The organism is Pedobacter jeongneungensis, assembly GCF_039538295.1.
Taxonomy (GTDB): domain Bacteria; phylum Bacteroidota; class Bacteroidia; order Sphingobacteriales; family Sphingobacteriaceae; genus Pedobacter; species Pedobacter jeongneungensis.
Map to the genome: position 1 here is coordinate 57,010 of NZ_BAABBY010000002.1, position 18,865 is coordinate 75,874.

Below are 18,865 nucleotides of genomic sequence, written 5' to 3' on the forward strand. Positions count from 1 at the left end.
AATGGCTTTAAACAAAAACAGATTAAAATCTAAAATCATAGCCGCTTTTGAGGCAGAACAAACCGAACAGGAAGATTATGTAGCTAGTTTAGACCGAATAGCGGATAAACTTGCCCAATGCATGATTGATGAAATTAAGCAGTTAACCATCACCTATAACAGCGGTTTGCTTGCGCCAAACGGAGCAGTATCAGGCACCTTTAACACAACCTTAAGCTAATGGACGAATTTATTAAACAACATGTTGGCGAATTAATTACAGCAGTTATTGCCGCTTTTGGCGGCTGGTTTTTTCAACGGAATAAACAAAAGGCTGAGCTGCAGGCCAACGAAATCGATAACGCAGATAAAGTTTTAAGGTATTACAGGGAAATGGTTGATGATCTGGGGCTTCGGCTTAAAGAGGCAATACTGGAGCTAAACAAAACAAAAGAAATGGTTAAAGAACTCGAAGAGAAAGTGGAAGCATTGACTGAGGAATTGAAAAAGCATAAAAAGTTAAATAATACGAATCATGACTAAGGAAGCCCTACATAATCAATCGGTTCTGGATTTTGTTCTTAATCATACTGGCAGCATCGCTGCGGCTATCGACTTCAGTTTCGATGCGGCTATTTCGATCACCGACGACCTTCAGGTTGGCAACAGTTACCCACTTAGCGGCGAGCTGCTGGCAGACTCCGATATTTTAAACTACTACATCAGTAATAACTATAAACCCGCAACAGCAACCCTTATTGATACCGATTACGGAATTGGAGAGATGAGGATTTTAAGCACTTTTATTGTAAGATAATGGCAAGAAGTATAGAACAAATTCAAAATGAAATTATTAGTGCTAAAGAAAGTAACTCCGATTTAGCCGAACTAACCAGTACCAGTAAAACAGCAGTTTGGAGACTGATAACCTTTGTTATAGCTTTTTCCATTTATGCTCTCGAAAAACTGTTCGATATTCATAAAGCAGAGACTGATGATAAAATCTCCTTGCTAAAACCGCATACTGCAAGATGGTACCGCCAAAAGGCACTGGCTTTTCAATATGGTTATCCCCTGGTTACCGATTCGGATGTTTACGACAATAGTAATGTTAGCGAAGACCAGTTGGAACTGAGCAGGATAGTGAAATATTCGGCTGTAACAGAATCAGATAACGGTACTGTAATTGTTAAAATCGCGACTGAAAACGATGGTGTACTGAGCCCGATAAGCGATGTGCAAAAAACAAGCTTTGAAACTTATATCCGTGAAATCAAGGATGCCGGGGTAAACATTAACACCATAAATTTTTTACCAGATAAACTGTATCTGAACATGACGGTTTATTTCAGCCCGTTGATTTTGGATGCTCAGGGCAACAGTATAATAAGCGGTGGCAAGCCTGTAGAAGAGGCCATAACTCAATATCTTAAAGAACTGCCATTTAACGGCGAACTGATATTGGCGCATCTGGTCGATCGCCTGCAGGAAGTGGAAGGCGTTCTGATTCCACAGGTAGATAGTGCACAAAGCAGCTGGATCGAAGAGAACATCGATTCGTCTACTTATGGAGCACCGGTAGCCATTATTGCCAAGGTTATCCCAACATCGGGATATTTTGAAGTTGTGAATTTTGATAATATAAAATATGTGGTATACGATAGATATAAATAAACTCGTCATCCTGCTTATTCCCACTTTTCTTAGGAAACCTGTCTTTGTGGCATGGTTACAGGCTTTGGTAGCACCTATTATAACGCTCCATCAGCAGTGGTACAATAAAAGGCTAGATAACCTGTATAAGTTGGCCCACAATGGTCAGGTGTGCCATTTGCGCGCCGCTTTGAATGATACTTTCGATCCCGACCAAAGAAGGATCAAGATTGCCAATGGGAATAAATATCAGCGAAGGTACATTTACACCAGTGGAGAACAGAAACAGAAATACTTAGGAATAAATTATCTGATGCAGGTAGGGGATTACGCTGATACCGGCATTGATTTTAGAGTTGTAGTACCTCAGGATTTCGATCTGGTAAACAATATATACCAGTTAAAAGCAATGATAGATTTTTATAAACTGGCGGGCAAACGCTATAATATTGAAAAAGAATGAATCAAATAAATTTACAGCAAACCGGTGGTTTCCCACTCGAAACAGATACACTGGATTTTATGCAAACCGCATACACAGCATTGCAGGCTATTACTGCATTGGGTGGCGATAATTACATCTTATCAGGTTGCGCAACCACCGGAACTACGGTAGCCGATGGTTATATCGTAATTAACAATGAAGTATTACCTTTTAAAGGAGGTTTACTTCAAACTAATATTGTTATTCGTGAAGATAAACAAACACGCCCTTTCGAGAACGGACAGGTTAAAGATGTATTTTTTACCCGTTACGCCTCTTTCGGTACCGGAACAAATGCCATTGCCTGGGCAAGCCTTTCACGTTTAAAAAACCTTACCGCCTTTAAAGATCTGCCTTCACAGGTTAGCTCGGCAATTGACTTTGATACAACAGACAGTTTAGCAACCTCAAGAGCAGTAAAAACTTTAAACGATAAAATTAACAGCCAGTTTCCTGCAGGAGCCATTGTAATATGGAGTGGTGCAATTAACGCAATTCCAATAGGCTGGGCATTGTGTAATGGTCAAAATGGTACACCAAATTTAATCGATCGCTTTGTTTATGGAGCTGGAGGATCCCGAGCTGTTGGTCCCGGTATTGGTGGTTCTGAAACCCATACTTTAACTATTGAGCAGATACCAGCACACCATCATCAACTCATTGGTGGAAATATCGGGCAAAGTTATACCGCTGACCGTGGTAGTGGACGAAACTCAGTAGATGCGACTAATCCTTTTACTACAGATACAGGGGGCGGTATGGCACATAACAACATGCCTCCATTTTATGTACTGGCTTACATTATGAAACTCCAAACGGTGGATTTATAGTTGACATCATATAATGGAGAAAAATAATTAACACCAGCGCAGGCATTTGATATTATTTATCAGGCTACTGCAGCCTTACCATTAAGCCGTGCAGACAGTCGCTTATAATATCATGCCTTTAAGGTATTCGCGCAATTGTTGCCAGAGGAAGAACAAAGCGCATTTCAAAACTGAAACACCGAAATAGATGTATCGCATTTCTCAAAAAAATAAAAATGGCAAAACAAACTTTAAATACAGTAAAAAACTGGTTTAAAACCGGTTTAAAACCTACCCAACAACAATTTTGGGATACCTGGGATAGCTTTTGGCATAAAGACCAGGTGATTCCTGCAAGTTCCATCGAAAATCTGGATGTCCGTTTTGATGAAAAGGCTGATGAAGAAGCTTTCGAAACTCATCTTAGTGATCTCAACGCCCATAATATTGGCAATCTTTCGATACCTGCTGGTTCAACGAATACTTTAACGGGGAGTAGCACACGTGCGAACCTTTTTTACAATACCGGCGATCAGGTACTTTATATTCATGATGGGGTAGAATGGCGACCGGCAGTAGAAGCTGATTTAACTCAGTTTTATACTAAAGAACAGATAGATTCATTACTTGTTGTATCTGCGCCAGCATTTAGTGTCTCTAATGGTTTGACAAAGACCAATGATGTTATAAAATTAGGTGGTGATCTAACGGAGCCAATGACTATCATTGGTTCAATGGGAACTAATAGTCCATCTATTTCCATTATGGATATGGGCACATACTCAGCCACAGGGGTGGCTGTAGGGTTTGATAATAATAGAGCTGGTGTAAGTGTTCAAAAAGGGCTAAATGGAGCTAACCTCGCAGAATTTAATTTAACGGCTGTGGAAGGTGAAAATATCTCAACATCATATCTAGGTATAGGCGGTAGGACTGATGGCTATTTTGTTGTAACAGATAACATTAAGAGCAAAGGTATCCGTTATAACTCCGATTATTCAAATAACTGGGATGCCAGTGATGAAAATATTTTAATAACAAAAAAGTATGCAGATAACTTAGCCAGCTCTATGAGTAATGGGCATGCAAAACTAAATGAAAATAATTATTACGGTGGTATCAATTCTACTTCTGGTTATTGGGAAACGTATGATGGTGATGATGGTAAAGGTCTTCGCATATTGAAAGATAGTATTACCTATACTCATGGCGATAGATATATTCAAGAAATAAAATTTTCTCCTTTAACGGGGAATAGTGCTGTTAAATTCCAGGATAAAGATGGTACTATTGCCTTATTAAGTGATGTTACCGAAGCAGGTTCGGGCTATGCCAAATTATCGGGCGGAAATCAATTTGAAGGAAATCAGGAATATAGGGATGGAAATAAAGTTTCATATGTAAATGGGGGACTATTTTATACATTCAATCCAGCAAACCAAATGCAAGCTGCTTTTACAGAAGAAGGTTTAGGTGTAGCGAGCATGTCTAATGGTACTACAACCAATTTAAGGTTGGGATTTTTAGAAAATAATTCTGCGCGTTTATCTTTACCTAATGTCAGTGGAACACTTAGTATCACTGAAAAATCAGTAAGAATATCTAATTCTAGCTTTATTGTAGATATGACCAAAGATATCGAACTAATAGATGCATCTGCTAGTGATGTAGAAGTAAATTTGCCTCAACTGTCTGGTAGTCTTCCTCATCAGGGAAAGCAGGTCATCATAAAGAGAATTGATAATCATAACCAATCTAACTATTTGGTAATTGTTAAATCAGATCCAATGAATGTCATAGAGGGCGAGCTTACTAAAGTACTTCCGCAACAGTGGAATTATATTATTTTGGTCGCCATAAGTAATTATTGGATCGTTACCAACTATTATGCTACTCAAAGCCTTAATTAAAACCGATTACTGTAATCGACTCTACAAATGACAGTAATGTTAATCTACATCGCCTCAAATAATTAAACAATGGCAAAACAAACTTTAAATGCAATAAAAAACTGGTTTAAAACCGGTTTAAAACCAACCCAGCAACAATTTTGGGATACCTGGGACAGCTTTTGGCATAAAGACCAGGTGATTCCTGCAAGTTCTATTGAGAATCTGGATGCCCGTTTTGATGAAAAAGCAGATAAAGAAGCATTTCAAAGCCATTCAAACGATAACAATGCGCATAATATTGATGATCGCCTGGCTAATAAGGCAAGTATAAATCAGTTAGAAACAGAAGTAACTAAAAGGGTAGATGGAGATAATTATTTGCAAAGTCAGGTTGATGAACTTTTTAGCAGGCCGTCCGGATCATTAGAAGTAGTAAGGGCGCTAGATAATAAAATATTAGGCGCTATTGATTTTAACGGAAATACCGGGTTAAATGTTGCTAGCCCTGAAGAGAATGGACAGGTTGCCAATAAAGAGTATGCCGATCAGAAGGAAATCAATGCAAAAAATTACGCTGATTTAGTTGCAACAGATGTTTTGAGGTATGCAGGTGATTGGGATGCAGGTACCGGACAATATCCAGCATTTGGCACCGGTACAGATGGTACCGTTAGGCGTGGCGATAGTTTTGAAATCAATGTTGAAGGAATAATTGATGATAAAGAGTACGAGGTTGGCGATCAGTTACGAGCTAAAATAAACGCCCCGGGTCAAATCGCAGCAAACTGGGGTAGTAGCCAGGTAAATACCCAGCAGGCTACGGAAACACGTACTGGAATAGCAAAGGTTGCAACCGTCGCTCAGGCAATTGCCAAACTTAGTGATACCGAAATGATGACACCTGCTAAAATTGGTGCAACAATCGCAGCCGAAAAGAAATGGTTTAAGTTTCAAATCGCGATGACAGGAGAAACCGAACAGGCTATTTTGATGGAATACTCAGGCCAAATCAATTCAAGTCTTCTAGGAGGATGTAATGCGCTTAAATTAAAGATCGGTTTGAATGGTCTATATCCTGATAATGCTCAGGCTTACCCATTTATATTTAATGCTGGCGACAGGGTGTTCTTTACATTCAACTATGATGATGTAATGTTTGCTAAATGCAACGTAATACTTAAAGGAAAATATAATTAATTATGGCAACTTATAATTGGAAATACAAGGGTGGCTCATTTATAAAATATTATGATAACACTGGTCTATTTGTAGCAAATTCAGATGATGATGTTAAGCCTGATAATATTGGTTATGTAGCGCTTTTTGGAAATGATGAAACTGGTAATGGTTCCAGAAATAAACCATGGAGAACAATCTCTAAAGGATGTTCAACTGCTATTGGAGAGATGATTATTGTAGGTTCCGGAGTTTATCGAGAAACTGTACAGGGATTTTTACCGAGAATATGTGGCGATGGTGATGTAATATTAGATGGAACTGGATTAGATTATTGTGTTTCAAATGATAGTGGGGGAAATAATTGTGTAGTAATAGATGTGACAATGAAAAACGCAATTTATTATGCATCAAGAGGCCCAAGTAATTACTATAGATGTCGAGTTGAAAACACTGGAATAAGTAATTTTTATGGCACAGATAATATTTTCACTAATATAACAGTATACAATGGCAACAACGCATTGTATCCTGCTCAAAGAAGCCCATCAACTAAGAACAATACTTTTGTTGATTGTAAATTTTTAAACCTATTTGACAATTTCACGAATGTCGATCCCTTTAATATTCACAGCAATATTTTTAAGCGATGCAATCTGCTTATGGATATAGGATCATGTGCAATGAAGTATTCAATTTTGCAAGAATGCAACGTTGCCTTAGCCTATGCTAAGGTTCCTAACACGCTTTATCCAACAACAGAGGCAGGATGGACTAAAATCGATAGTTTGCAAGATTTAAAGGATCTCTTTGCAATAGTTCACCCTTCCCTTGATATTAATGAATATTTTGAAAATTGTATCGTTGCCGATCCAAAATTTAACAATATTGAAATTGGTGACTATTCCTTAGCGTTTGATAGTCCTGCTAAAAATGCTTCATATTTTGGTACTTATATTGGAGCCAAGTCCATTGGGTATCCTATTAAAGCTCGGGCAATTGAAGCTGAAAGCGATTTTGATTTTTCAACTGCAGTCAATCTAAGTATTACAGATAATAGCATTATGCTAATTAATCCTGAAATAGACGCAAGTATAGAAACGAAGGTTACAGCAAACTTAAAAGGTAGAGAACTAGCAGAAGCACCAATTTTCGGTTTTAACGCAGATAGAAGTGGTCAATATATTGATAGTTTAGCTGATCTTAGTGAAGAAACGATTTCAGTTGGAACAAGTCTTAAAGATTTAACACCCTATATCGTTGAAGTGGCTTCAATTATCCTAAATGGTAATATATATCAGCCAGGAGAAAGATTTACAACAAAAGATGTATTGGACTTTTCTTCTGATGGAGGAGGTGTATGCAGAGAAATATTAGAAGCGCCGCAAAGACATACCATAATGGCCAGGTTTAGCAATGGTGGTGCTTCAAAAAGTGTTAGTGATCCCCTGGTTGTTGGATATTGGTATTACCCAATTTCTGGAACAATAAATTATAACGGTGTAGAATACTTTCAAAAGTCGTTTAAAGCGATTGATACCAATAGTTTCACAACTCCTGATAGCGGTGTTTTAGTCGAAGCCTTCACCAATGAAGAATATCAGCACTATGAACCCGGTATTGCATTTTCTAGTAATAATGTTGGTAATGTGAGAACAGGAGAAATTTTGCGTGGTAATGGCGATCCTGATTATGTAAGGGGTACTGCATTTGAATTTCCTATCAATGCCCGTTTCATCCAGTTAAAATACATCATCAGGGTTAAAAACTTAAAACCTTAATTTATGTATAGCGTTGAAAGCGGTCAGATTATACCAAACGCGCTCTATAAAGTTATAGGCGATAAAAATGTATTTACGCCGATAATGAATATCATACAGGTGAATTTTTTAGGGGCATTGATGGTGTTAAAGAGTTTGTTTTTACTGGTGATGGTATAGGGCTCTTAATTGAAATATCAGAGATAAAGTCAGGAACAATCCTTTTTAAGCAAACTCATAGTGATCTTTCTTTTCCTTTAGCGGCTACGGGAATAAATGGCATGGCGATACAATTTAAACTTACAGAAGCTGAAAAGGTCGTGAATGAGGAAACTAAGTTGCTCGGGATGTCTATAACTTTTAAAGATTATCCTTCCCATGTATATCTCATTAACGAAACGAGGTTTTCATTCAATCCAGATTGAAAATTGCTAACATCAATTCAGGTATCATTTAATCTTATCTAAAGAAAAATACGGAACGAAAGTTTCGTTACTCGCTTTAGGATAAACTACATCACTTTTAACACGTGTAAGTGATGATCAATCAATAATAAACTACATCAAAACTATTGGCATCGCCTCAAAAATTAAACAATGGCAAAACAAACTTTAAATACGATAAAAAACTGGTTTAAAACTGGTTTTAAACCAACGCAACAACAGTTTTGGGATACCTGGGACAGCTTTTGGCATAAAGACCAGGTGATTCCTGCAAGTTCTATTGAGAATCTGGATGCCCGTTTTGATGAGAAGGCTGATCAGGAAGCTTTCGAAGCACATCTTAATGATCTTAATGCGCACAATATAGGTAACCTCTCTATCCCTGCCGGACCAATTAATACTTTAACAGGAAGCAGCACGCGCGCAAACCTTTTTTACAATACTGTTGAGCAGGTACTTTACATCTATAATGGTGTGGTGTGGGAACTAGCAACAGAAACAGATCTAACGCAATTTTACACTAAAGAAGAAATCAATGTACTGTTAAGTGGAGACTCTGGCCCTTTGGAAGGTAAATTTATTAAAGCAAGTCCTGTTGATGCACAGTTGGCTGATATTAAAATAACAGGTAGTGGTACTTTTGGTACAACAGCTTACACACAAATACAGAATGCTTCAATTTCTTTATCAACAGGGGCTGCAGGAGGAAGTTTTAATACTACAGGATTTTCATTTGGAGGGGCGACAGGGAGTTTTGGGCTAAGTCCATCCTCCCTTAATGGTAGCAATAACTCCGGTAGTTTTTCTGTCAATTCTGAATCGGTCAACTTGAACTCTTCTGGTAAATTAGTAACGTTAACTTCCTCATATTTATTTATTAATGATGGCTCAACAGGCAAAGGGTTTACTTTTACTCCAAATAAATTAATATTTAGAAATTCCGGTAATGTATCTAGCCGGATTGATATTGATGAGTCATTAACTGAATCAGTTATCTACAAACTTCCAGCAAGCTCGGGAACATTAGCTTTAGAAAGTTATGTAGATGAAGTCGTCAATAAAAAAGCCCTTCCGATTACAGTTTCCGGAACAGAAGAATATGTACTTCCCTGGGATGACGAACGTAAAACACTTTTTGGAGCCTATGGCGATTTTAGCGTTTGGTTAAATGGTAGTTTAGAACAGGTACCGATCACATTTACTACAGGAGAAGATGGTAAGCCAAACGAATACCGATTCACATTGAGCGGAATCGACGCACTGATATTGATCAAATAAAACACAGATGAAAAAATATTTAATAATTGCTTTTATTGCCCTTGGCTTTTCAGCAACAGCCCAGCAATCCCCAACAAATAAAACCCGGTCTAATAACGATTTTTCGCAGGTAGATAACTATTTAATCGGATTGAAACGCTTGGGTATTCCTACAAGCGAAACCGACAATTTAGATGCTGCGGGCTTACCGCAGAATACAATGAAACTAATTTATAATACTACTTTGGGTAAACTAAGGGTTTATAATCCTGTTGCAGGAACTTGGGCAGATGCCTCGCCAACTGATTTATCAGGTTATTTGACATTGTCAGGAGGTACAATGACTGGTAACCTAGCCATATCACACTCTAATGGTTCTAGTATGGTTTATAGTGCTGAAAATATTGAAAGTAACACAGGTGCTTATATCAGGAATGCAGGTGGTATCGAATTGCACAGTACTGAAGGTACTAAGTTTGATGCTTGGATTGGAGACTATAGACCGATTAGTGTAACCCCCTACGGTATAAATTTTGATGGTACTTTAAATTTAACAGGAAATTCAAATTTAACAGGTTCTTTAAATGCTATGTCTAGCTTGAATAGAATTGGTGGATATACATTCGATGATAAAGATTTACGGGCTGCTTACAAGTCAGACGGTAGTAATTGGTTGGGTTTTAGATTTCAGCCAGATGATGAAATAATTAATGTAGGCATGTTTCCCTTTAATAGTGCGTTGCAGTTTTATAAAACTGATATTTATGATTCGAATGGAACTAAATTTTTAAAACAAGGTGATGCAATCCCATTTACTGGTAACGTTGATACAAATTTTCCTGGTGTTAATATTGATGATCCGTTCCAGATAGTTGTTAAGGGAAGTGATGGTACAATCAGACAGGCCCAAAAAAATGCTTTATTTACTTTTTCTAACGGTTTGATAGATAGGGGCGCAGGCAGAATAGAATTTGGCGGATTATTGGAGCCCTATGGTATTCAACTTGGTAATTTAGCAGACCCTAAACAACCATGGTTAAGGATGAATGAAGACGCCACTAGTATAGGTCATGGTGATTATGACAGTGGCCCTGCCGGGTTATTACAGGCTTCTTCTTCTGAATCAAAGGCTGATTTAAATCTCTTTGTTGCCGGTTTCCTAGGGCAACGCGGTATTGCTATGAATACTACAGAAACAAACAGAGGCATAGTAGTTAACGATGCTATTGGAGGAGTAGGTTTAGAATACAACGGTGATTATTGTTGGGCAAATGCAGGCCCACAAACCATGATGCCTAAAAAATACATCGATAATAATTTTATAAAAGATATAACATCCGCCGATAACCCCCAAAATGCAAGTTTTAATTTGAACGGAAATGGCTTGTTAAATGGAGATTTGAAAACTAATTCAATACATGTCAATTCTATTGAATTAGGTACAATCGATGGTGATCTTAAAATTGCACCACAGGGAATTGATAAAATAAAAATAACCGGAAATTTAAACATTGGAACCAGTAATAATATTGCTGTAGCAGAAATTGCAGAGAGTTATAGTACTTTTCATGGCGCAGTAATAGCAGACAACAACACAAGCGGCTCATATAATTATTTCGAAAGTCAAGACAATACAGCTGGAATAAGAGGTACTTATCGAAGTAATGGTTGGGGTTTTGGTACTGGAACAGGTTTTTTGAAATTTATAGTTCCCGAATTTGATGGTGGGCATAATATTACTTTTCCTATTCCTGAGGTCAATGCTAACGTAGCTTATCAATCTGATTTGGAAAGATATTTACCACTAGCAGGCGGTACTATCAATGGTGATTTAGCTACGGTAAATGACCGATCTTTTGCTATGTACAAAACAGAAGACCAAAGAGGGGATAGAATAGTGTGGACACAAGAATATTTGAAGTGGATTAAAGATGGTGAAACCTGGTTCAATCTTAATCAAGGTTCTTTTAGCTATAATGGAAATACTGATTTCCACGGTTCTCAAAATGTTTACGGAAATCTTTGGGTTGGTACGATGCCGAATATAACAGGACAACCATACCAATTTGTAGTTAAAGATCAAACCTCCGGTAATATGTCTGTCATAAACGATAAGTTTTTATCCTTAAGTGGTGGCGTGATGGAGGGGCGAATTTCAGGTGCAAGTGACGCCGGTACTTGGTCATTCGGAAGAAACTCTGAGTCAGGAAAATTTAATTTCGATTTTAATAATGATATTATAGCCCTTAATGGCGGATTAAATTTGAGTAACTCTTTAAAGGCTAGTAATGGCATTTCTGCAGATGGTGGAGAGGGGGCTGGGGGATTTAATGTTCCGATAGGAGTTTCGGGTTCACAGCCAATGTTAGGATTTAGGTCTCGAGGCTATGGAAAATCAGCAGGTATCGGATATAGTTCGGGTGGTTTAGATTTTTGGATCAAAGGTAATAATAATGCTGATTTAATCGCTACTGGAATTAGACCACTAAGAATTGCAGATAATGGTAGGGCAGAATTTTTAGATGATGTAGAACTTATTGATGCAACAAAAGGCATCATTCTTCACTCACCAAACGGGACACGCTATAGGGTAACCATTAATGATGCTGGCGATTTTGTCAAAACAGCCCTTTAAAGGTCGTCCTTTAAATAGCAATGATTATAGTTGCTTGCATTCTAACCTACAACTAAAACCACTCCATAACAATTTCGTATTACCTGAATTTAGTTCCTTTTGGCGCTAAGATTAGATCTATACGTTCCAAAATTTGAATTGAGTCTTCAAATATTGATATAATAAAACAAACATGAAGAAATATTTATTAATTGCGCTGATAAGCATTTGTTTATCAGTAGCAGCCCAACAAACACCAACAAATAAAACACGATCTAATAACGACTTTTCGCAGGTAGATAACTATTTAATTGGATTGAAACGTTTAGGTATCCCTACAAGCGAAACCGATAATTTAGATGCGGGAGGTTTACCTCAGAATACGGTTAAATTAATCTACAACACCACTTTGGGGAAGCTTAGGGTTTATAATCCTCTTGCGGGCGTGTGGGAAGATGCAACTGATTTGAATAATTATTACACAAAGGCTCAGATTGAGGCGGCTGTTAGTAATGCCTATATAAAAAACCAAAATCAGTATAATCAGGGACAGGATGCAAGTATGTCCATTAGTGGAGGTATTACGGCTAATGGCTCCAAACATTATCTTGGTGCATTCAATTTGGAGGGGGGAACAGAATATGCTGATTTATTTTTCAATAATAAGGACGCAAACAAATTTGGACGACTTATTTATAATTCAGCCATTAATTCTGATCATTTACTTTGGACAAACGATTATGGAGCAGGAAGCTATAAACAAGTATTAATTGATGGCGATGCAATAAGCTCAACAGGAGACCAATCAGGTCTTAAAGGAATTAAGCAGTGGGTTAACGGCAATTATTCTAGTACTATTGATGCAGGTGTTTTTGTGTCGAAATTAAGTGATCGACAAGCCAATGTAGAACCGGATGGATTTAAATTAATAGATTTTACTGGTGGAAAATCAGTGAAAATTATCAGTAATCAGAACCAAGTTCCAGGAGAGATAGAGATCAGGCTTCCTAAAGATGGATACAGCACGCTTGCCATTGATGAAAATACGATACATAAAACTGGTGAAGAAATCAAAAAAGGAAATTTAATCATTTCCAACGAACTTGATACTAACGCAGTGGCCTATTTATTTGCTAGGGATGAAAATACTTTTCATGGGTCTAAAATTGGCTCTGATGGAAGTATTATTCTTAACACGAATGTCCCGACTGATTTATATAGTGGAATTAAAATCACTAACACAAATACAAAAGGTAACTCTCCTATAAACCTTATTGCAGGGACAAATAGTGGGGGTATAAACTTTACAGGTGAGAATTATTATAATGGACAAAATAACCAATTTCAGATAAATAATTATTCTTCTGCATCTGATGCAACAATTTTATTAGACCTTTCCTCAAAAGGGAACAGTTTGCGCATTGATAGTGCAGGCGTAAGTATTTACAGATTAGAAGCAAAAAACAGTTTCGCATCTCCTTTGCTTGCGTATGAAGGAAAAAGATTAAAAACTGTAAAGGATTCTATTCGATTAAGTCCCAATGCTATTAATGCCTTCTCAGTAGGTGATGCGGCAAGTATTAAAGTTGCACCGCTTGAACTTGGTTCCATAATTGGATCAAGGCACGAAATCGGATTTAGTTCGTGGAATACATCCGGTACACAGTATGGCATTGGTGGGCGTGTTACTTCGATTGCAGGCAATGAAGAAAGTGACTTATATTTTTATAATAACGGAGTAGAAAGATTAGTTATAGATTCTGCTGGAAAGACAACAATTGGTAATGATATTGAAGTCACGGATTTAACAAAAGGTGTGATTTTAAAATCTCCTAATGGTAGTCGGTTTAGAATTACCGTTAGTGATACAGGCACATTAACTACAACCGCATTATAATGGCAAATTTTCTAATCATGGGGATGCTAGGCATCCTCATTTACAACCTTTTTAAAGCTAAAGAATACATTGCCAACAATACCTTTATATTGGCGATCTTCATAAAAGAAAACCTAGCAATCTGGCTTTGGGCATTTTGTGTAATTGTAGTGGCCACCGCGATTCTTTACATCGAACCCAATGCAAATGCAATAATTAGAAATCTTTCGGGTTTAGATTTAGCCAATACCAAAACAGGTTGGCTCTTATTCGGGGCAGGCTTATGTGGCCTTTTCCGAAATGTTAAAAAGAAAAACAGCACGGTTTAACGCCGTGCTTTTTTTTGGTGTGATTAAATTTTAATACACAAATCGATTTTAAAATTTGTACAATTCGATTTGGCGATTACATGCGGTTCATATTTCAACATTAAAAATTTTGAAGTGGATTAAAAACTTTTGCTAAGAAATACCTTCTCAATTGCATCCGGTTTTTCTTGTTTAACGTTTTAAGCCCTGTTTTATTTTGGTTAAAGATATCACATAAGAAAATTACGAAATAGATTTAAAATAATTTTTGTCACTATATAGTGATATATTGTATATTTGTTAGGCTCAGGAAACATCGCAAATTGGCTATGTATTTCTCTGTTATACCACAAACTATATTAACCTGATCAAAATTGAAATGAAAAAAGCAATTCCACTTAACGAATTATCTGTAGAAGAATTATACAAGAAAAAACAAAGTATAAAAGGAGCTTTAATAGGGCTTGGTGTGGTTATGATTGCCGCCTTCGCTGTTTTGCTTTACCTGGTTTTTACGGCTAAAACACCAAAAGTACTGGCAGCAATTCCTATATCATGCTTATTAGCTCTGTTACCCGCTTTTATTAGCCTCACTCAAATTAATACTGAAATTAAAAACCGCGCCTCAAGAAGATAGTTGTTCCATGTCGCCAGATTGCCTGAATTGTGCTGCTCCAGTTACACATAATTACTGCCCCAATTGCGGGCAAAAATCTACCACACACCGTTATTCCATTAAACATTTCCTCGCCCATGATTTTGTTCACGGAGTCTGGCATGTTGATAAAGGTATTTTATTTACCCTCAAAGCACTTTTCACACGGCCGGGCCACAGTGTCCGTGAATTTATCCAGGGCAAAAGGGTTCCGTATTTTAGTTTCGTTACGCTCATACTGCTTATCTTAACGGCATCAAGTCTCATTGCGCCATATACGCACGGTAGCATGTCTGATCTGATGCCCCAGGGAAGCAAGGCAATGATGAGTGAGATCGAAAAATTTATTTCCGACCATCCAAAGCTCATTCTCATTATTACCATTCCCATTTATTCATTTTTTACTTTTATCTGGTTCAGAGAAGCAAAACTTAATTATTCCGAGCATCTGGTTTTAAACTCTAACCGCATTATTGTCGAGTTAATTATTGGTTTGCTTATCTCTGTCATCACTATTTTTTACACCAATAGCAAAGTACTGGTATTGTTATATTTTGGCGCGGTAACCTTATTTTCATTTCTGTACAGCATCTGGTTCTATTACCAGTTTTTTTCTGGCTTTAACTATAGTAAAAAAGGATTACTTTTAAGAAGCATCCTTGTTCCTGCCTCTTACTACCTGGTGTCATTTTTAATTGGGGTAATATCTGCTATTATAAATCTGAAACATTGATTATTTTTCATCTGCCTGTGAAAAATAATCAATGAATTGCTGAAATACCTCCTTTTACATTTTTAGTCCTTATCTTTGGCGCGAAATGTATAAAAGGCTTATCGTCATTTTGCTGTTAATTTCCCTTGTTGGATCCAATCTTTCCACTTATTTTGTATATGCTGGATTTGAAGTGAACCAAAAGCAGCTGGCTGAAAAGTTTTGTGTGAATAAAAACAGGCCCTGGATGCACTGTAACGGAAAGTGCTACCTGATGAAAAAGCTAAAACAGGCCGAAGAGAAAGAAAAGAAACAGGAACGCGAAAGTCAGCGTGCAGCTTTTCAACTGGCCATGCCCAGTTCACCCATTTCTTTCCATTTTACCCCTTTACGTCCCAAACGTCATTATTCGCTGGCTAAAATAGAAAGTCCCATTAGTTGTCATTTCTCTATATTTCAGCCACCAAAGCAAGCCTGTTAATATCCGGAATAGATTAATCATCTATTTCTGTTAAACTCTGATCTTTTTTTGCAACTGCAGAATTTTGAGGTCAGAACGATAATAATATACAAGCGTTTGTAAATTCTTTATGAAATTTATTTTTTCTTACCTGCTGGCCATTATCGTAGCTTGTTTATGGTTTTCCTGTAAGCAAGAGCAAGACTATAAAACGCTCCGGTCGGAAGTAGTTGCCAGGCACGATAAAGTGATGAATGATGCCGATCTGGCCAATGGTCAAAAGGTGGTTCTCGATTCCATCTACCGGTCGGTTAAGTCTTCCGGTAATAAGCCTGATGATCTGATTGATTCGGTCGCCCTAATTGAGGTGATTGGTGGGATAGAGAAAGCCAATAATCAGATGGAAAGCTGGATGAATCATTTTGACCCTGATATTTCAGGAAAAAGTGAGGCAGAGGCAATAGACTATTTTAAAGTTGAGCTGAAAAAGATAAATAATCTCGACAGGCAGTTTAAGGCGGCAATTGTTCGTTCAGACCGCTATCTCGATAGTCTTCATATTGAAAAAAGAAAAGCGCTGCATTAACAGACTTTATTTTCAGGGATATTTTCCCAAAAATTATGACATACAGATTTATGCTATTTGCATTTCTGGCTATGCCTTGCGGGGTAATGGCACAGAATAGCAAAACAAAAAACACAGATACTACGAAAACTGATAGTGTTAAACATTTGCAAACCGTTGATATTAACTCGCGCTATTACCGTCGGTATAATATTGGTAAATCGTCAGCTACTTTAAAACAGACCACTCCGTTGTTGCAATTGCCGCAGAATATCCAGGAGATTGACAAAAGCATCCTTTTAGATCAGCAGGCCATTAATATCAACGAAAGTGTTACGCGGAATGTAAGTGGTGCCATCCGCAATAATACCGCCGATTTTTATGGCCCCTTTATTTTTATGCGTGGTGCTGGTGTAAATACGCTTCGCAATGGGGTAGATCTTTCTATGATTTATTACGGACCGATGCCTGAGGATGCCGCCATTATAGATCGCATGGAATTTATCAAAGGTCCGGCTGGTTTTATGAATGCCATTGGCGATCCGGCTGGTTCGTTCAATATCGTAACGAAAAGTCCTTCAGGAATATCTGCCAGCAACGTCAGTTTTACTGCCGGAAGTTTTGATCTTTTTCGTTTGAGCGGTGATTTTGATGGAAACCTTGATAAAAACAAAAAATGGCAGTATCGGTTAAATGTGGTTGGGCAAAAAGCCAAATCCTTTCAGAAATTTGCCTTCAACGATAAATTTGTGATTGATCCGGTACTGAAATACTACATTAACGACCATTCATCCATCACCGCCGAATACATTTACCAAAAACAAAAATTTCTACAGTACCTGCTTACCGTATTTACACCTGATGGATTTGCTTCGTTACCGAGGGATTTTAGCATCTCTGATCCCAATAAAGAACCAGTTAAAGGTTCGGAAAACAATGCTTTTCTGACTTATGAAAACCAGATTGGAAAAAACTGGCATTTAACCGCAAAAGGAGTTTTTGCAGGCAGCCATTTAGATGGGAATTACTTTTTTGTTTCCAGTTACAATAAGGCTGCCCCGAATTTATTGCCCAGGCGTGTAACTTACGAAAGGTTCAACACTGATGTTTATGCTTTTCAGGCTTTCGTAAATGGAAAAGTGAAAACCGGAAGTATTACGCATAAACTTTTGGGTGGGGTAGATGCCAACCGTAAAAACCTTTTGGCTTATTCGGGCTATAACGATAAAACCGCTAATCCAGCCTTATATTACCTGGATATCAACAACCCGGTATATGGAATCAGTTTCGATTCGAACAAAAGGGATGGAGCGTTAAAAGATATTGCTACCAACAAACAATCTGTTCAATATTATGCCGCATATGCACAAGATGAACTGAATATGCTGGATGATAAATTAAGAGTTACTGTGGCGGCACGGCTTACGGGATCAAAAAGTGCTGTGACCATTCCAACGGTGAGCGAAGTGAAAGACTGGGTAGTTACACCAAGGGCCGGGATCAGTTATTCAATTTTGAGCGATTTTGCCGCTTATGCCGTTTACGATAATACTTACACCCCGCAAAGTGGTTTAAGTACTGCCGGAGGAGTTTTTAAACCCCTAAAAGGAGAAAATTTTGAATTTGGCCTGAAAAAAGACTGGGCCAACGGCAAGTGGAATACAACCTTATCTTTCTATAGGTTAACCCGCGACAATATCATTGTCACCGATCCTGCAACGCTATTACAGTCGCAAATTGGTCAAACTAAATCTAAGGGGATCGAATTCGACCTGAAAGGAGAAATTGTTAAAGGACTTAACGCTGTAATCAATTATGCATATACTGATGCAGAAATTTCAAAAGATGCCAATACAGCACTAATCGGGCTTCCTTCCCCATACCTTACCAAACATATTCAAAATACCTGGCTAAATTACAGGCTTCCGCTTGGGCTGCCCGGTTCATTTACCGTTTCAGGTGGTTACCAGCTTCAATCTGGCCGTTCTGGTCGCTATTCCGTGGAGAATAACCTGGGCATTGCGCCCATTTTCAGGCTGGATGGTGGCATTGGCTGGACCGATAGCCGCATTACCGTGAATGCCATTGTAAACAATATCCTTAATCGCAATAACTATGGCAGTGCCTGGGTTACGCCAGTGTCTTCAAATCCGGTTGGATTAAATGCCTACGTACCATTTGCGCCAAGAGAATTCAGGTTAACGGTTGGATATAATTTTTAA

The 18,865-nt window shown here is 37.9% G+C and carries 19 protein-coding genes; all 19 read left to right on the forward strand.

The annotated features are described in order from the left end of the window. Nucleotide 1: 1 nt before the first annotated feature. Nucleotides 2–220, forward strand: a complete 219-nt coding sequence (locus ABD769_RS04015) for a hypothetical protein (RefSeq protein ID WP_344849649.1) — start codon at nucleotides 2–4, stop codon at nucleotides 218–220. Continuing rightward, nucleotides 220–522: a hypothetical protein gene (locus ABD769_RS04020; RefSeq protein WP_344849650.1), complete on the forward strand. Its 303-nt coding sequence runs from the start codon at nucleotides 220–222 to the stop codon at nucleotides 520–522. Before ABD769_RS04015 ends, ABD769_RS04020 begins: the two co-directional genes overlap by 1 nt. Continuing rightward, nucleotides 515–796: a hypothetical protein gene (locus tag ABD769_RS04025; RefSeq protein ID WP_344849652.1), complete on the forward strand. Its 282-nt coding sequence runs from the start codon at nucleotides 515–517 to the stop codon at nucleotides 794–796. Before ABD769_RS04020 ends, ABD769_RS04025 begins: the two co-directional genes overlap by 8 nt. Then, nucleotides 796–1,653: a hypothetical protein gene (locus tag ABD769_RS04030; protein ID WP_344849654.1), complete on the forward strand. Its 858-nt coding sequence runs from the start codon at nucleotides 796–798 to the stop codon at nucleotides 1,651–1,653. The genes ABD769_RS04025 and ABD769_RS04030 overlap by 1 nt, the downstream gene beginning before the upstream one ends. Nucleotides 1,654–1,699: 46 nt before the next feature. Then, entirely contained in the window at nucleotides 1,700–2,095 is a 396-nt protein-coding gene (locus ABD769_RS04035) for a hypothetical protein (RefSeq protein WP_344849656.1), read from the forward strand. Beyond that, entirely contained in the window at nucleotides 2,092–2,946 is an 855-nt protein-coding gene (locus tag ABD769_RS04040; protein WP_344849658.1) for a hypothetical protein, read from the forward strand. The genes ABD769_RS04035 and ABD769_RS04040 overlap by 4 nt, the downstream gene beginning before the upstream one ends. Nucleotides 2,947–3,161: 215 nt before the next feature. Further along, on the forward strand, nucleotides 3,162–4,835 hold the full coding sequence (locus ABD769_RS04045; RefSeq protein WP_344849660.1) for a hypothetical protein: 1,674 nt from the start codon (nucleotides 3,162–3,164) through the stop codon (nucleotides 4,833–4,835). A 69-nt stretch (nucleotides 4,836–4,904) separates the two neighbouring features. Next, complete coding sequence (locus tag ABD769_RS04050; protein ID WP_344849662.1) at nucleotides 4,905–6,014, forward strand: hypothetical protein; 1,110 nt, start codon at nucleotides 4,905–4,907, stop codon at nucleotides 6,012–6,014. A gap of 2 nt (nucleotides 6,015–6,016) precedes the next feature. Then, complete coding sequence (locus ABD769_RS04055) at nucleotides 6,017–7,774, forward strand: hypothetical protein (protein WP_344849663.1); 1,758 nt, start codon at nucleotides 6,017–6,019, stop codon at nucleotides 7,772–7,774. Nucleotides 7,775–7,777: 3 nt separating this feature from the next. Beyond that, complete coding sequence (locus tag ABD769_RS04060; protein WP_344849665.1) at nucleotides 7,778–7,933, forward strand: hypothetical protein; 156 nt, start codon at nucleotides 7,778–7,780, stop codon at nucleotides 7,931–7,933. A gap of 416 nt (nucleotides 7,934–8,349) precedes the next feature. Then, nucleotides 8,350–9,474 (forward strand): hypothetical protein, encoded by a 1,125-nt coding sequence (locus ABD769_RS04065; protein WP_344849667.1) that lies wholly within the window; start codon nucleotides 8,350–8,352, stop codon nucleotides 9,472–9,474. Nucleotides 9,475–9,481: 7 nt separating this feature from the next. Continuing rightward, nucleotides 9,482–12,088 (forward strand): hypothetical protein, encoded by a 2,607-nt coding sequence (locus ABD769_RS04070; RefSeq protein ID WP_344849669.1) that lies wholly within the window; start codon nucleotides 9,482–9,484, stop codon nucleotides 12,086–12,088. A gap of 172 nt (nucleotides 12,089–12,260) precedes the next feature. Further along, nucleotides 12,261–13,964, forward strand: coding sequence for a hypothetical protein (locus tag ABD769_RS04075; protein ID WP_344849671.1), 1,704 nt, complete (start codon nucleotides 12,261–12,263; stop codon nucleotides 13,962–13,964). Further along, nucleotides 13,964–14,272 carry a hypothetical protein gene (locus ABD769_RS04080; RefSeq protein ID WP_344849672.1) on the forward strand — a complete coding sequence of 103 codons (309 nt, stop codon included), beginning with the start codon at nucleotides 13,964–13,966 and terminating at the stop codon, nucleotides 14,270–14,272. Before ABD769_RS04075 ends, ABD769_RS04080 begins: the two co-directional genes overlap by 1 nt. 358 nt (nucleotides 14,273–14,630) lie before the next feature. Next, nucleotides 14,631–14,888, forward strand: coding sequence for a hypothetical protein (locus ABD769_RS04085; protein ID WP_344849673.1), 258 nt, complete (start codon nucleotides 14,631–14,633; stop codon nucleotides 14,886–14,888). A gap of 7 nt (nucleotides 14,889–14,895) precedes the next feature. Further along, nucleotides 14,896–15,639, forward strand: a complete 744-nt coding sequence (locus tag ABD769_RS04090; RefSeq protein WP_344849674.1) for a DUF3667 domain-containing protein — start codon at nucleotides 14,896–14,898, stop codon at nucleotides 15,637–15,639. 253 nt (nucleotides 15,640–15,892) lie between these two features. Next, the gene (locus tag ABD769_RS04095) at nucleotides 15,893–16,099 is read left to right on the forward strand and encodes a hypothetical protein (protein ID WP_344849675.1); all 207 of its coding nucleotides are present in this window, start codon (nucleotides 15,893–15,895) and stop codon (nucleotides 16,097–16,099) included. A 109-nt stretch (nucleotides 16,100–16,208) separates the two neighbouring features. Then, nucleotides 16,209–16,664, forward strand: coding sequence for a hypothetical protein (locus ABD769_RS04100; protein ID WP_344849677.1), 456 nt, complete (start codon nucleotides 16,209–16,211; stop codon nucleotides 16,662–16,664). A gap of 35 nt (nucleotides 16,665–16,699) precedes the next feature. Next, nucleotides 16,700–18,865, forward strand: coding sequence for a TonB-dependent siderophore receptor (locus ABD769_RS04105; RefSeq protein ID WP_344849679.1), 2,166 nt, complete (start codon nucleotides 16,700–16,702; stop codon nucleotides 18,863–18,865).